Annotated in this window: 8 protein-coding genes; all 8 read right to left on the bottom strand. The window is 42.2% G+C overall.

Going from position 1 to position 16,682, the window contains the following annotated elements; all coding sequences use genetic code 11:
- On the bottom strand, positions 1 to 919 hold a 919-nt coding region (locus tag HP439_RS11610; RefSeq protein WP_172390504.1), incomplete at its 3' end, for a SusD/RagB family nutrient-binding outer membrane lipoprotein.
- Positions 920 to 933: 14 nt separating this feature from the next.
- Complete coding sequence (locus HP439_RS11605; protein WP_216657833.1) at positions 934 to 4,083, bottom strand: SusC/RagA family TonB-linked outer membrane protein; 3,150 nt, start codon at positions 4,081 to 4,083, stop codon at positions 934 to 936.
- Positions 4,084 to 4,354: 271 nt separating this feature from the next.
- Entirely contained in the window at positions 4,355 to 6,094 is a 1,740-nt protein-coding gene (locus HP439_RS11600) for a RagB/SusD family nutrient uptake outer membrane protein (protein ID WP_172390503.1), read from the bottom strand.
- A gap of 2 nt (positions 6,095 to 6,096) precedes the next feature.
- Entirely contained in the window at positions 6,097 to 9,387 is a 3,291-nt protein-coding gene (locus HP439_RS11595) for a SusC/RagA family TonB-linked outer membrane protein (protein ID WP_172390502.1), read from the bottom strand.
- A gap of 203 nt (positions 9,388 to 9,590) precedes the next feature.
- On the bottom strand, positions 9,591 to 10,817 hold the full coding sequence (locus tag HP439_RS11590; RefSeq protein ID WP_172390501.1) for an exo-beta-N-acetylmuramidase NamZ family protein: 1,227 nt from the start codon (positions 10,815 to 10,817) through the stop codon (positions 9,591 to 9,593).
- A 91-nt stretch (positions 10,818 to 10,908) separates the two neighbouring features.
- Entirely contained in the window at positions 10,909 to 12,681 is a 1,773-nt protein-coding gene (locus tag HP439_RS11585) for a SusD/RagB family nutrient-binding outer membrane lipoprotein (RefSeq protein ID WP_172390500.1), read from the bottom strand.
- A 12-nt stretch (positions 12,682 to 12,693) separates the two neighbouring features.
- On the bottom strand, positions 12,694 to 15,909 hold the full coding sequence (locus tag HP439_RS11580) for a SusC/RagA family TonB-linked outer membrane protein (protein WP_172390499.1): 3,216 nt from the start codon (positions 15,907 to 15,909) through the stop codon (positions 12,694 to 12,696).
- Between the two features lie 211 nt (positions 15,910 to 16,120).
- On the bottom strand, positions 16,121 to 16,682 hold a 562-nt coding region (locus HP439_RS11575; protein ID WP_172390498.1), incomplete at its 5' end, for an N-acetylmuramoyl-L-alanine amidase.

The following is a 16,682-nucleotide window of genomic DNA, read 5'->3' as shown; positions in this document are numbered from 1 at the left end:
AGGGGTTACCATCTGTTGGAATTTTATCGCCGGTAGCAGGATCATACACCGGAACTGTCCCAGTCATCACTTGAACAGCCCACTCATGTTGAAAATAATTATACGTGAGGTTAGCGCGCGCCGTTCCCCAGAAGTTATTATAGCCTATATAGGGTGCAGATTGCGATCCCCCATTTATGGTCACTGTAGCGTCGTCAGCAGGACTCTGAAAGGACTTACCGGCAGCTTCGATCAGTTCCTGAGCGTAAGCGGAAGTAAAATCAGATTTATTGGAAAGTGACGCTAGATTCCTTACGATTATCGCATAAGCAAACTTAATCCACTTTTCCTTATCGCCCCTATAAATGAAATCATTGTCGCTTATCTTGCTCCCATAGGCATGATCATCTTGGCGTTCGAGCAGTTCGATCGCCGTCCTGGCCCATTCACGAACCTGCGGGTAAATATCTTTTTGATAATCATAATCATGCGACAATAATTCAGGAACAAAAGCATCCTCCATTGGAAGTTCTCCGTGAATCTTGGTCATCAGATCCCAACTGAAAGCTTTCATGGCGTAGCCAATACCTGCTAGGGTCCACTCTTCAGCAGCGATAGACTGGTTGATCATATTCTCCAAATTCATTCCTTGGTTCCAGTAGGCCATTCGCCATACTTCCCCACCAGCATCACTTCCCTCCGGAAAATAATGACCAGCAAAACTCACATAAGCTGCTACGTTGGTTCCCATCATCTGGGTCATTGGTGCTATCGCACGAATATCTAAATATATACCGTTATATTGTTGCGTAATGTTCGCTAAATAAAGGTACCCATCAACTTCGGCTGGCGCATCAATATTCTTATTCACATCTAAATATTTCTCGCACCCTGTCAGCAGCAGAAATAATGGAAATACATATATTAAAATCCTTTTCATGGCTTTTTATATCTTTAGTTCAATGTTAAACTTAATCCCACCGAAAAACCGCGAGGGTTTGGCAAGGACCATACGTCGTATCCTTCTCCTCCGGTACCTCCAGCTGCGGCAGAAACCGTATTCCCCACAGCATCGATACCCGAATAATTTGTCCAGGTAAGCAGGTCATTGCCAACCACGTAGACATCCATTCCCGAAATCACCTTGGATCTACTCAAGAAGGAGCTTGGAAGCCGGTACGAAAAGCGTAATTCTTGTAGACGCACATAATTGACGTCCTTCTCCAGCCAATCTTCATCAAATCCAGTGAAAATGGTAGCGCCGTATATCCTATAGTCCACAGAAACATTGTTTTTAGTGGGATTTTCACTATTCTCGTTACCGTCACGCAAAACACCGTCAAACACAAAAGGCCCACTCTCTCGCAGGTCAACCGACTCCCAACTTGTTCCATTTTGCATCATAGTGCGCTTAGTCCCATTTACGACGGTCGCTCCTAATCGCCCTGCAAATAGAGCAGATAGGCGCATATTCTTATAGCTTAAGGCTGTCGTAGCACCAAAACGAAGTTTAGGTTCACGATCGCCAATGACAGACCATTTTGAACTCACTACAGGAAGTCCGGTCGTAGGACTAATAAGTATGTCTCCTGCGTCATTACGCTCGTATGCCAAACCAGTCAGGGTCGTAATCGGATGATTAACCATGATGCCGTTACGGATATTCCCCGAGTTCCAGGTGTACGCATTATAATATTCGGTAACATTCTCTGGCAAGTATTCCACATTAGAAGTTCCCCTCGAAGCATTCAGACCAACGTTCCACGTTAAACCATTTGGTTTTTTAACAATATCAGCGTCTATGTAAGCCTCCCAACCTTTGGTTTTAAACGCGCCGACATTCATGTTGTTTAGGACAAAACCTGTCGCATAACTCAAGCGAAACCCTTTCACAATCTGATCATCATTCTTTGTGGTGAAATAACTGAAACTAGCATTCACGCGGTCGTTAAACAACCGTAAATCTAATCCCGCTTCATGCGCGGTGGTCATTTCTGGGCGCAGATTTGGATTTGGACCTGTGAACCCATACTTAAATCCCCCTCCAGATAATTCCGTTGGTTCCAGTTGCGGATCAATTTCAAGCGGCCCAGCATCCTTCCCAACTTGCGCTATTGATCCTCGAATTTTAAAATAATTGATCACCGGGACATTTTTCATAAAAGGAAGATCAGACACTATAAAGGAGCCTTCGATCGCCGGATAAAAGTACCGGTTGTTATTTACTGGCAAGGTTGACGACCAGTCATTACGACCTCTTAAAGTAATAAATGCAATGTTATTATAGCCAAACTCCATTTGCGCAGAAATCGCCTGAATCCTTCTTTTGGTATTACGTTGTGATGAAGTTTGCGTCTCTGGATCCGTATTATTTATCGATTGAAAATCAGGCACAATAAATCCGTTTCCATTGGCTGCCGACCGAGTAATAGCATTTTCAACCTGGTGATAGCCCAGTTGGCCTGAGAACGAAAATTTATCCTCAAAAAACTTATTATTATAACCAGCGATTAGATTGATGGTTGGATCAGAAAAATTTGATTGCACTAAATTGTATTCTCCGATACCTGCATTTCTATTCGCATAATAAGGGTGATTCGATGTCTCATAAGTTTGCATCCCGACATCCCAGCCTACCTGCGCTCGAAAAAACGCGTTTTTAACTGGCGTAAAGTTCAATGCTACATTACTCAGCACTCGGTCAGACTTATCATAAAACTTATTTTTGTTTAAAGCGAATAATGGATTAAGTAAATCCTCATCCAGGTAATAATCAGGAATCTTCATATGACTCCCATCTTCCGCTAAATAATTCGCCATATTATCGACCATTGGCCATAACATAGCACGATATAAGGGGCCATCGGTACCTCTTAACACCTTACTGTTTCCCGTCTTGGTATATTGAACTGATCCTTCGAATTTCAGCCAATCGGTTACCTGAGCTTGCCCCGCTAAACTTAAATTTGTTCGATCAAACCCCGTTGTTTTTACTACGCCGTCCTGATCTAGAAATGAGAAGCTCGCTCGTATAGTTGCCTTCTCGGACCCTGCCTCAACGGAGGCATTATGCCTTTGTGAAAATCCCGTTTGTAAGATTGAGGAGATGTTATCATATTGTTGAATCCCTTCTGGATACAGGCCTCCGAACTTGGAGGTGTAATAATAATTCGTAGTTCCAAAGTTTCCGTTTGCATATTTAGTTTGCATGTCTGGGTAACCATAAGGATTCTCCCACTTAAAATAATTACTGTAATTAACCCTCCCTTTACCAGCGCGCCCTTTTTTGGTCGTAATGATGATAGCTCCATTTGACGCATCCGATCCGTAGAGCGCCGCCGCTGCCGCTCCTTTTAAAACCGTTAGTGATTCGATATCCTCTGGGTTGAAATCGTTTCCCCGCGAAGCAAAATCTAAATTACGGACTGAATAAGTGTCTGATCCGCTTCCGGCCATTCCCCCTAATGGATCGAAGGTGGAATTATTCATAGGCACACCATCTACGACATATAGCGGTTGATTATTCCCTGATATCGACGTAATGTTTCGTAAAACCACGGTCGTGGAGGCGCCAGGGGATCCACTCGTTGAGGTCACGTTTAACCCTGGAACTCGGCCCGCGAGCGCGGAAATAAAGGATTCACGACCCGATTCGGAAATTGTTGCGCCGTCGATTTGCTGCACTGAGGAACCAATTGCGCGACTGGTACGTTTCATCCCGAATTCCGCGGTAACTAGAACCTCCTCTAGCGTGCCCTCGGTCGCCTGAAGCGTAACGTTAACAACACCGGAATTTACGGGCATCGAGATAGTTTTGTAACCAACGCTGGAAAAGCGTAGAGTACTTCCACGCGGCGCTGAGATTGAAAATCGCCCGGCGACATCGGTCTGTGTAGAGGTAGACGATCCAACAACGCTAACAGTAACCCCGCGAAGGGGACCGTTCGTATTGGAAACAACTCCTCGTACTGCGTCTTGACTAAGCGAGTCGCTCAGTGAAAGCGCTGCTCTAAAAAAAGCATCTCTTCCGACAGCATGTGCATATTCATGCTGGGTAGAAAATACCATTCCTAAAGCCAAAGAAAATAGTAATGATTTTCTCATAATAAATTAAGTTAATTAGTTAGTACTGGCTACTATTTCATAATTCAGTTCACCCATTGATTCGAGAGTAATGACGAACAACGCGAAAACATGCACTAATATAATTAACTTTTACTGAAATCCAAATGGTTATGAGGTTTTATCAATGTTTAAACCTGTTTAAATAAAAAACACGCATAAATGCGTGTTCTTTATTTAATTAGTACAGTCAACCATGTAACATGACCTTGACTCGAAATCCCAATTATCTCGAAATCTTAATCAAAACATTTTACCATCCGAAATTTTGTTCCAAGTCAACACCGTTTTGTTTGTACAACGAAATTTGATCTAATGGAATGGGATCGAGATAATATTTTTCCGACACCGTCCTTTTATTAGAGTTCGATGGTATAATATAACCTGCCGACGTGCCATCGATATAAATTCCTTTTAACGTACTCTCGTTATAATCTGCTTTTACGATATAAGCTCCTCTATTAATTGTTGGATTTTTGTCAGTGTCTGCATACTCCAGTTTCTTCCAACGACGCAGATCATCAAGACGGAAACCTTCAAACATCAACTCTGTTCTGCGTTCACGTCTGATTTCCCAAATAAGGCTCGATACGGTTGCATCACGAGCCGGATCATCGTATACTTTACCATTAACAGCAGGATTCCCGCCAATAACTTCTAAGGCGGGCATACCCACACCTTGACGTTTACGCAGCAAATTAATGGACTTGTTAAGATCTTCAGTAGTCAATGTCCCTAGCTCTGCAGTTGCTTCCGCATAGTTCATCAAGACCTCGCCATAACGAATTATTGGCGCATCAGTAATATTCAATTGACCAGACCCGGTCACGGCGTCCTTTAGACTCTCGTTTAGAAATTTATGTGACGAATATCCAGAAGAAGAATAGTTAGAAACAATATTCATTAATCGTATTTGTGGAACAACTGTTTGGAGCATCCGACCATCTCTATTAGTCAAAGCGTCCTTAACTGTTTTATCACCGACATATCTTCCAGACAGCCCAATCGGAAGTCCGTCCGACAATAAATAAGAATCGACTGCGTTCTTCGACATCCCAGACTGCGATTCTAAATTATTATACGACATTAAACTATGCTGAAGAATCCCTTCGACATATTCCTTGAACATGATGATCTCAGAATTTCCTTTTAACGATTCGGAAGTGAACAATGCACGGTAATCATTAGATATATTAAATGCACCAGCGTCCATAATTTGCTCTGCCGCCCATTTAGATGCTTCTAAATACTCTTTTGCTTTCGTTTGATCAACATTGTGATACTTTAACCATGTCCCCTCGAATAAGAACACTCTTGACATGTACGCCAATACAACATATTTATTAACAGCTTGCTGGTTCGGCCCGTCGACTGCGCGAACATGCTCAGCCGCAAACTTAAAATCTTCCAAAACCTTGTCCATCACTAGGATTCGTGAGTCCCTAGGCTTATAAAGATCAGGGTCATCTTCCAAAAGAACATGATCAATATAGGGTACATCTCCGAAAGCATTGACAAAATTAGCGTACTCTAATCCACGAAAAAAACGACCAATTCCCGACCAATGGTTTTGCACCTCTTCCGCTAATTCAGATTTCGGCACACTCTCTATAAAATGGTTTGCTTTACGGATACGTGAATAATACGACGTTGTTTTCGTGGGGTCTTGGATTGCAGGTAAGGCTGGCGACCATCCTCCTCCTGAAGTTGGAACATTAATTATAAACTCTGCCGGAGTTTGCGGTGCAAAATCATCATTTAATGCTTGCCCAGAAAAATATTTTCCCCAGCCGAATCCTTGCCCGTAGCCTTTAAAATAGGAATAGTAAAAGCCATAGGTATAGGTACGGATATTATTTTCGGAAGCCCAAAAAGCAGGGTCAGTGAGCTGATCTAATGGATCCTTAGTCAAAAAATCATCTCCTAAAAAGTCTTTAGAGCAGGATGATAGTGATAAAACACCTGCAATAGCTATATATTTAAATAGTTTCATATCTAAAAAGTTAATTGAAGTCCCAAGGAATATGTTCTACGATAAGGATACGATCTTCCGAAAGAGTTCTTATCATTTTTATTATTTTCTGTGTAGTCTGTCTCAGGGTCAATTGGAACATTCAAGTTATCCAATTCAAACAAATTTTCTCCCGAAAAGAAAATACGGAACTTCGAAAGTTTCGCGCGTTCAACTACAGCTGCGGGAAGTGTATAGCCAAACGTCAAATTTTTCAATCGTACGTATGACATATCCAAAAGATACCTTGTTTGTGGCATATGGTTTAACGACGCATTACTCTGTGCTTGATCTGTCGGACGGTAATAGAATGCATCTGTGTTGTCTACTGACCAATAATCCATTTGATGAGCATACCACGCTTCTGCTGGTCTCCATCCCGGAACTGTTGTGGCTCCACCCGCCCATACATCACGTTTTCCTACACCTTGGATAAAGAAGCCTAAATCGAATCCCTTATAATCAAAATCCGCTCTGAAACCATATTGATAGCGAGGATTTGAGTTTCCTATAAGTTTCATATCTCCGGAATTTTCTACCGTCCCGTCGCCGACGCCAATCACACCGTCGCCATTGATATCTTTGTATTTGATATCACCAGGACCGTATTTGAACGTCGCTGTCTCATAGTATGACTGCGAAGGAATCCCATTATTTAATGTATAGGAACCATCTGCATTCGCTGTGAAATCATCAAGTTGAAATAAGCGATCTGTCTCGTATCCCCAAATTTCCCCAATTACTTTTCCCGTGTAATTAGTTGATACACCTAACGAATTAATCTGTGCTTGACCATCGTATTTTGTAATGGACTCTTTGAAATCGGATAATTGCCCGCTCAGTCGCATGCCTAAACCGTTCTCAAATTGATGATTGTAGGCTAATTCCAGCTCCCAGCCATTTGTTTGCATTTCACCATAATTACGCAGCGGGGAGGTTGCTCCGAAACTCGACGGCAATACCACACCTCCTGTAATTAGATCAGAAACCGTCCTGCGGAATCTATTGAAAGTAACGTTGAATTTATTATTGAAAAATGCCGCGTCAACACCAATCTCTTTCGTTGTAACGGTCTCCCAAGTTAGTCCTTGTGAAACAATTGAAGGCGAAGTCATTGTGTTTTGGTTCACGCCATCAATAACCCATCCTGATGGTACTGGACTCAATGTCGAGAGGTATAGTCCCGTTGGTACAGTTTGGTTACCAACGCTACCCCATGAAGCTCTCACTTTTAAGAAATCAAGATAAGGTTTCGACCAATCCATAAATTCTTCTTTGGAGACCACGTACCCAAGAGAAGCTGCAGGGAAGAATCCCCAGACATTTGAAGAGTTAAAACGGGAAGAACCGTCGTAACGAGCAAGTACCTCTACCAAAAACTTATCCGCATAGTCATAGTTAACACGTCCAAAGAAACCTAAGGTAGACCAATGTGAAGCAGTAGAACTACCTGTCATCGCACCGGTCGCCAACCCAAGTTGTGGAAAGCTTTGATCCAAAAGACCTAGCCGTTGCGACCATACCATATCGTCTTTATACAGCTCGGCGTTTGCTCCGGCCATAACCTTTAAGTTATGCAGATTAAAATTCTTATTGTATGTTGCATACAGATTCCCTACATGTCTATCAGTTACCGTGCGATCTTTTCGAGCACGATCATACGTCGCACCGGTGTAAGTAAGATATTCAAAATCTGTTTTATTCCAGAAATCCCACCCCGATACAGAACCCCCGTTTTCGTCGTAATTATTGTTAAACTGCGAATAGGTGTAATCTGCGTCTAATGTCAACCCTGGCATTAAGGTCGCTGTTCCGCCGAACGTAAAACGTGCCATGTTGAGCCTTCGTTCATTCATATTCGCCTGCTGCACATCGTTAATTGCGTTACGCATTGGCAAACCATCAATCGTGCCATAAGGATAGTTACGCTGCCAACGGTATAAATAAAACCAAGGTTCATATACTGTACCATTGAATGAAAATGGCTTGCTCACTGTTGAACTAGAGTACAAAACCTTTGCATATCCCGTCAACCAGTCCGTGATATCCGCATTCACACCTAAGTTAAAATTATAGCGATTATATTTATCTTCGTTAACCTTCAATACTCCTTTTTGCGATACCATACCGAAACCCGCATTGTAGTTGATTTTGTCAGATCCACCTGTGATATTTAGGTTATGATTTTGCTGCGGGGTCAAATCTTTAATAAACATGTCTTCGGCATCCCAGTTTCTGTGAAAATACAAATAACCGTCTTTTACCTCATAGTCACGACCTTCAACCATATCTAAACCAAGATCTTGCCCACCATAAAGCTGCTCCCATTCTGCCATCTTTTCTATCGCGTAATCGTCGTAACGGATACCTAAATTATTATACCCTATCGCTGAGGAATTCGTACGCTGAAAAGCTAATAATCCGGCCTGAGCCCCTTCCGCTGCGCCAGCAATTTTTAATGTTTCTGTAGGTGTCTGTAGGGCAATATTATTGGAGTAATTTATAGCCGTCTTAGTATTTCTTTTACCGGATTTCGTCTTAATCAAAACAACACCCCATGCAGCTCGCGATCCGTATATTGCTGCTGACGCATCTTTAACGACACTCATCGTTTCAATATCCGTTGGATTGATCATCGAGAGACTAGGTACCTCGACGCCATCCACCAATATTAATGGTGATGCCCCGCCGGAAGTTTGTAAAGAACCACTTACTCCCCTTAAACGGATTGTAGGATCTCCACCGAGATCGCCACTAGGTGTCGAAACAGATAACCCGGAAACAGCACCTTGAAGGGCGCGACCGGCATCAGTAATCGGACGCGTTTCAAACGTCTTTTCGGCATCAACAGTAGAGACCGACCCCGTGATATTCGAACGTTTCTGAGACCCATATCCGACTACTACTACTTCATCCAAAGTGGTGTCTCCGACCTCTAGGGTCACATTCAGGACGTCACCCACCACAACGACATCTTTATCAAGGTATCCCAAATAGCTGAAACGTATCGTTGCTCCCGTGGGTGCCTGAATACTAAAATTACCTTCGGTATCGGTACTCGTCGAAATAGAACTTCCTACCACAGTGACAGTAACGCCACCGATCGGACCTTCTGCGCCTGTCACTTTTCCTTTAACAGCATTTTGAACGTTTCTGTCTGATAAGAGGGCTGGACTCGCATCAAGATGAGCTATGTCAAATAGCGCCGTCTTGGCTACCGCGTCGGTAGAGACAACCAATCCTAAAGCGACAGAAAACAATAAAGATTTTCTCATAGCTAGTTAGTTTGTTTTAATTAATAATTGTACCATAAAATAGTATTATGCGTTTTTGCACTACTAGAAAACACTAATGCTAAAAACCGCACTAATATCGTTAAAATATTGTTAAATCAAAGACATTGTTGCGTTTTTTAACAGCTTAGGGAACGAAACAAAAAAAACACGCAAAATGCGTGTTTTTAAATTTGTTAAAATATCTACATGAAATCGGGATAAAGCAAATATTTAGCCCGCATAATTTTGTATTCTTTCAAATCTTCTTGCCAGCTTTTACGAATCTCATCTTCCGTTTTGCCTGCGAGAATTTGCTTTCTTAGCTCATCGGTACCAGCCAACTTATCAAAGAACTCAGCACGAGCAAAAAATTTACTCTTGTCAGGCATCGCGTTATAAAAGTCCATGACATATTTCAGCGTAAACTTCTGCTTGTCGGGGTTCAAACTACGAAGATCTTGGCCATACATTGTTTCTCCTTTACCTTCAACATGCTTGACCATTCCCGATTTTTCACCTGGAATAAACTCGAAATCACCATAAACAGGATCATTATGACCTACTACCTGAAAGGGCCACTCTGTACCTCTTCCCACCGAAATATCGGTACCTTCAAAAAGACACAAAGAAGAATATAACCGTACCGACAGATGATTCGGCAGACTAGGCGAAGGAACAACAGGAAGCTCATATATTAAACTATGATCCCATCCTTTGACTGGGACGACTGTTAGCTTACACTCCTTGCCGCCATCTAACCAACCCTCGCCGTTAATCATTTTAGCCAACTCCCCAACCGTTAGTCCGTGTACCATCGCTATTTTATGAAACGAAACGTTAGATTTAAATTTGTCATCCTTACGAACCGGACCGTCCACCTGATCACCGCATGGGTTGGGACGATCTAATACGATAAGTTCTTTATTGTGCTTTACACAGAGCTCCATCACTCGGTGCAACGAAGTGATATACGTATAAAACCGCGCTCCTACATCCTGCAAATCAAATATCATTACATCGATTGACTGAACAATGGAATCCTGCTTGTCGTTTCCACCATAAAGGGTGTAAAGGGGAAGCCCCGTTTGCTCATCGACTTCATTACTTACTTTCTCGCCACGCTCCACTTCACCCCTGAAACCATGTTCCGGTGCAAAGGCAAAACGTAAATCCACTTTCTCACGCATCAAAACATCCACTAGATGTTCCTTCCCTTCCCCCACAATAGACGTTTGGTTCCCCATAAGACCTACTTTCTTACCTTCCAAAAGTGGCAAATATAGGGAAAGCTGATCTGCGGCGGTTTCAATTTTTACAGTGGACTCTTCAGACACGGATTGTGCATTATTCTTCGATTTATCCGTGCCTCCAGCACTGCAAGAACCTAATGCAACGGCTACGAGGGCCAATATCGACAAATATACTTTCATATTTCTGCATTTTTAATTGTTAAACAAACATAAACAAGAAAATCGACTTATAAAAAATTCCCGAACAAATTGTTCGAGAATTTACTAAATATTAATCTTGCGAGTCCCACCAAACAGGGAAAGACCAGATATCGTCACTTCCCGCGTGTGGATGCGATGCTTTAAAGTTCTCCGCATTGTAATTTATCTCATGAGAAACCTGCATAATTCTTCGAAAATGCTTCCCGAGCGGAATTTTTGTTTGTGCTTGTGCAGTTTTTGTATACTCGTATGGAACTTTCCATCCCAAATACGATTCAGAACTAAAGTCATGCCTACGCATATCGTTCCAGTTTTGTTGTGAGAAAGACAGCGCGATAAACTTTTGTGTCATTATTTTACCCATCGTAAGGTTGCCAGCGTTACCGATGCCTTTTTCTAGAAAGTTATCAATTTTATCCTGACGCATAGGTGATTTACTTGGGTTTACTTCACCATACGAAGCGAGTTTTATATTCATTAAATCAATGTGGGATTTAATCCCCTCTTTATATGCGGAAAAAGCGCCCACCTTATCCCCTTTCTTCATCAGGACCTCCGCCTTGATGAAACACATTTCAGGAAAAGCTAGAAGGTGTGTCGGTGCATCGGGACGAGAATAAAATGTACCTGAAGCTGCAACAGTGCCGTCTGCCCATTTATAAATGTCTGTTACATCTTTATTATAGCCAATTGAGCTACTACGAAAAGAGACATATACAGTATCCCCCCAGCGTGCTTTATCCGCGGAGTTGATATACCAAGTATATGGTGCTATCGTACGACCGTTATTCGTAATCGGTGCAGCTGTTGCATTATAAGCTGTTGCGATCGGTCCTGCATTCATTCGGATGTCTGACGCCATATCTACCCCTTTGGAACGAACGAACTTTTTAGGGAATCCAAATTCCGCCCACGGAATTAACTTGTCCGCGCGAGGATCTTCCACGCCGAAATTTGCAAAATTAGTTAATATATCTTCATACCATTTAGATACTCGAATATTACTATTCATCCCCACATTATCAAAGGCAATAGACGACATCAACGGATCACCAAACAGAACATCTCCTGTATTATCCGTCGCGATATCCACGTGATTGACAACCGTACTTTCGCCGTTTGACAATGGTCCGTTTTCCAGAGCTGCAAGAATCGCATCTGGGTTATAACGATCCGATTTTTTTGAAAGATTATTTAACCAACGTGCTTTTAAACCATAACATAACTTCAGCCATTTACTTATATCGCCATTATTCCAACTATCCCCGTCTGCCAAGGCAACCGCTGTGATCGGTTGCTCCATTTTAAAATAAGCAATTGCCGAATCTATATCTGCTAAACACCCTTCAAAAATCGTTTTACCGTCATCGAACTTTGGAGTAATATCGCCACTAACCGCCTCCGTATAAGGCATCTCTCCATACCAATCAGTCATTAACATATACCCCATTGCTTTCAACACTTTTGCCGCTCCCAAATAATGGTAAGCCTTCTCTTCTTGCGCACGTTTTTCTAAATCACCAAGATTAGAAGCTGCTGCCACAAAGAAAAACTGATAAGGAGTTGTCGAAACTCCAGCAATAGGATCCCAACCCGCAGTCCTACTTTGGTAAGATGTACTGTTGACAAAAGACAAATGTTGTGTTATATAACCAGCTCGTGCACCAGCAGTACCCACGGCATATAATACGTGGTGTTGAATCCAAGGTAAACGGCTATCAATTGTTGCCACTTCCGAAGAAGGGTTACTAGGATCAACATTAACGTCAAGCCAACTTTCCTTACAGGAAGTAAATGACAGGAGTAAACAGACTATATATAAGGTATTTTTTATTCTTTTCATCGCTATACGAATTTAAAATTTCACATTCAGACCAAATGAAACACCTGCAGTAGCAGGCACCCCATTGTAGTCGATTCCAACAGAGCTTGAACCAATAACGCCGGATCCAGCAGCCGAAGTTTCAGGGTCCATCCCTTTATAATTTGTTAACAACCATAAATTTGTACCTGTAAACGTCGCTGTCAATCCTTTAATTGCCTTGGATAGGCTTGCCGATCTTAATAATTCATCAGAGAAATTGTACGATAACGAAACTGAACGTAAGCGCAACCAATTCGTATTGGTCATAAAATTAGCACTCTCTCTCGCGTAATAGTCCGACCAATAATCCTGAATAATCTTACGCCCGCTTGTCGATACGCCTTTAATATCGTACATCTGATCTGCTTCAAAGGTGAACGATTTATTCTCATAACTCGGATCTTCAGCAGTGCCACCAGACTGCACTACGCCGTCCAAGGTAAGCACATCCCTTTCCATCGAACGTTTGCTCATGCCTTTTACTGTCATGAAATAATCCGTACCGTTATAGATATCTCCACCAATTCTAAAATCAAATAAAAACGACAGGTTTAAATTCTTATATTGAATACTATTGTTGAAACCTCCGGATAACTTCGGCTCACGATTTCCAATAGCATAGGTCGTAGCATTATCGCTAAGCGGCATACCTGTATCGCCATCTAACACAACCGACCCATCATCGGAGCGGATCCATTTAGAACCAGATATAGCCATAAAATCTCCGCCATTGAATGATGCTGCCTTAGCGTTACCGACTTGCACGTCAGTTACATATAAAACATCCAATCCTTGAATTAGGTTATCAACCCGTCCTTTGTTTCTAGACATATTAAGACTGGATTCCCAAACGAGACCTTCTTTAACAATTGGCTTTCCCGTTATGGAAAGCTCCATCCCTTTATTGTAAATATCGCCTCCATTTACAGACATAAAAATGTATCCAGTAGATTGCCCTGTTCTAGGCGATAGAATTTGGTTATATGAATTATTGGTATAGTATGCGTAATCAATTCCTAACCGTCCCCCGAAGAAACGTAGTTCGGCACCAACCTCAAATGAATCTGTATTTTCCGGCTTCAACACAGGATTTCCCTTTTGCCAATTATTTCCGGTCCCAATAATTCCGCCGAGGAACTCTCGTGACGGCCATAAATAAGTATTAGTAACATAAGGGCTCGCGTCTTTACCAACCCGGGCCCAAGATGCACGAAGTTTACCAAAATTCAGCCAACTGAAGTTTGAATTATTTTTTAAAAGTTCCGTGAACACAAAACTACCTCCAACTGATGGATAAAAGTAAGACCTATTTGCCACCGGAAGCGTCGAAGTCCAATCGTTACGTCCGGTCACATTTAGAAACAATAAGTCCTTGTAAGACGCTCGCAGTTCCCCGTACAAACCAAACAAACGTTTATCCGTGTTCACAACTCGAAGCTGCTCGTTAGCATCAATAATATTCTCGAAACTGTAGAAATTATCAACCGCAAAATCATAACCTACGCGACCATTAGTCGTCGTTGTTGTCTGTTCAGAAAAGAAACCTACCAATGCCCCAAGATCAAAATCGCCAACTTTCTTATTGAAATTCGACATCAAGTTTGAAGACCAATAATTGAATTTCACATCACTTTCAGACATCATTCCACTTTGCCAGATATCCTTTACAGCCCCCTGTTCACCGATAATAGTAGAATTTTTAGTTAAATAACTATCCGTGCCCAACCGATAAGAGATATTCCACCAGTCAAACAAATCGACGTTCGCATTAACATTACCCGTAAATCGCTCGGTCTCATCGCCCAAAATATTTCTGTTCAATATCCAATATGGATTTTCCACATCGTCCTTCAGCTCTTGCAATCCTTCAAACATTCTGTATTTAGAGCCGTCTTCATTAAGGTATTTGCCCATATCATCACTACGAGACCAGCCAAAGGTTGAATTCATTGTGCCCGTACCCCCAGAACCATAAAGTCCTGAAGAGGTGAGTGTCTTATCGGTATTAGCAAGCGAATACGCAACATTTGCACCGACAGTTAATTTTCCGTACTTCTGATCCCCATTGAACCGGAATGTGGTTTTATCGAACCCGGTAGTTGGCACTATACCCTTTTGGTCAAAACGAGATGCAGAAAGATAAAAAGAACCATTCTTGTTCCCTCCCGACAAACTCACATTGTTATCAAAGGAATTCGAGTTTTGAAAGAAATCTTCAATATTGTTATACATCGTCTCTCCTGACGCAAACTCTTCGCCCCATGAGTCTGTCGTATACGTATCAAGCACTCCCGCCGAATTATATTTGCCTCTCTTAAACCTGTTCTGCTGTTCAGGCAAACGATTCACCCAATTTGTCGACGCTCGAGATGAAAAACTGATTTCAGCGCGACCTTCTTTACCTTTCTTTGTTGTAATGATTACTGCCCCTGCTGCAGCTCGAGACCCATAAAGTGCCGCTGCCGCTGGTCCTTTCAAAACCGACACATTTTCGATATCTTCCGGATTTACATCCATAATACGGTTGGCATTTGTAGTCGCAGTGGCTTGCGCACCATCAAAAGCGCTATTACCGCCGATCACGGTAGAATTGTCATAGATTACGCCATCAACAACAAAAAGGGGTTGGTTATCACGTTCTAAAGACGTTCCACCCCGCAATATGATCTGACTTCCCGCCCCCGCGGCCCCTGAGGTTTGTGTCACGTTAACCCCTGCAATTTTACCCGCTAACGAGTTAATGACATTCGGACTTTTATTTTTCATAAGTTCGGCAGAACCTATATCTTGTGCTGCGTACCCCAACGCTTTCTTTTCGCGCTTGATTCCCATCGCAGTAACAATCACCTCGTCAATCGCCTGATCATCGCTTACGAGGACAACAGAAAGACGGTTTCCCGAGGATACAATCTCTTGCGACACATAGCCGATCGCAGAAAACCGCAATGTACTTCCCTTTGCAGCCGTAATAGTAAACGTTCCGCTCTCATCAGTCTGCGAAACAGAAGTGGTACCGACCACTGTAACTGTAACACCCGCAATAGGACCAGACGTCGAAGAAACCGTTCCAGAGATTTGATTTTGATTAAATACTCCTCGTTTGTTCAATGCAGGATACAATTTCCTCACGCTTGCAGCGTTGCTGCTTGCAAAGGAAGTTTGTACCATGCAGCCCAAAGCTACAGAGAGTAGTAAAGTTTTTCTCATAATTGAATTGTTAGTTTTAATTCATAAAAAGGCATGTTCATTGTCTTCTCGAAACAATAGTAAACTATTTTTGGGAATTGTGCAATATTTTGCAACAGTAGTTGGTAAATATTGCATGAAAACACATAATTTTTTTGCTTATCTGGGTTTTCGCAACAGAAGAGCGAAAAAGTATGCAAAAAGAAAGAACATAGCGGACAGAAACAATTGACTAATCACCTATAAGTTGCGCTAAATCGACCTCTACCCCTAAATTCAAACGGAGTTGACTCATAAAAACATCTCCGGGATCCGTTTTATTCGTTAAGTAATCGGGATCTGTCTCTTTCCACCACGTAGTTTTCCGAAAAGCCTGGTATTCATGGTGACCTATCACAAATTCTATTGGATATTTGGTCATCAAATATTGAATGAGTGCCGTGTTTGCCTCAAGTTGAGCGTGGGTAAGTGGAAAATGCGAGGAACCGATATTCTCGATGCCGATCGCACAATAATTTAGCCCGATAGTGTGTCTAGCAAAAGTTGTTTCGGGTAATAACTGGAAAATTGTACCATCCCTCCCAATTACAAATTGTGAGGATACATTTAATGCACTGGCTTTTTTTAATTTCGGGCGCGCAGGTAGCTCGACCGGGTCAAAAACACCTAAAGTCTTTTCGACAGACATTACCGCGGTCCAATGAACAACAACCAACTTAGGTGTAATTGTCGCAGTATTGGAATGAATGCCGTGGCGCTTCTGTAAGTATTCAATTGACAGCCGTTCACGGTGG

This window comes from Sphingobacterium shayense (assembly GCF_013179575.1).
GTDB classification, from domain to species: Bacteria; Bacteroidota; Bacteroidia; order Sphingobacteriales; family Sphingobacteriaceae; genus Sphingobacterium; species Sphingobacterium shayense.
Note: the sequence above shows the minus strand (reverse complement) of the source record. Positions and strands in the feature narration are given on the sequence as shown.

Coding starts and splice junctions, on each gene's coding strand:
- HP439_RS11605 (WP_216657833.1), bottom strand. CDS start 4,083: ATGAGAAAATCATTACTATTTTCTTTGGCTTTAGGAATGGTATTTTCT.
- HP439_RS11600 (WP_172390503.1), bottom strand. CDS start 6,094: ATGAAACTATTTAAATATATAGCTATTGCAGGTGTTTTATCACTATCA.
- HP439_RS11595 (WP_172390502.1), bottom strand. CDS start 9,387: ATGAGAAAATCTTTATTGTTTTCTGTCGCTTTAGGATTGGTTGTCTCT.
- HP439_RS11590 (WP_172390501.1), bottom strand. CDS start 10,817: ATGAAAGTATATTTGTCGATATTGGCCCTCGTAGCCGTTGCATTAGGT.
- HP439_RS11585 (WP_172390500.1), bottom strand. CDS start 12,681: ATGAAAAGAATAAAAAATACCTTATATATAGTCTGTTTACTCCTGTCA.
- HP439_RS11580 (WP_172390499.1), bottom strand. CDS start 15,909: ATGAGAAAAACTTTACTACTCTCTGTAGCTTTGGGCTGCATGGTACAA.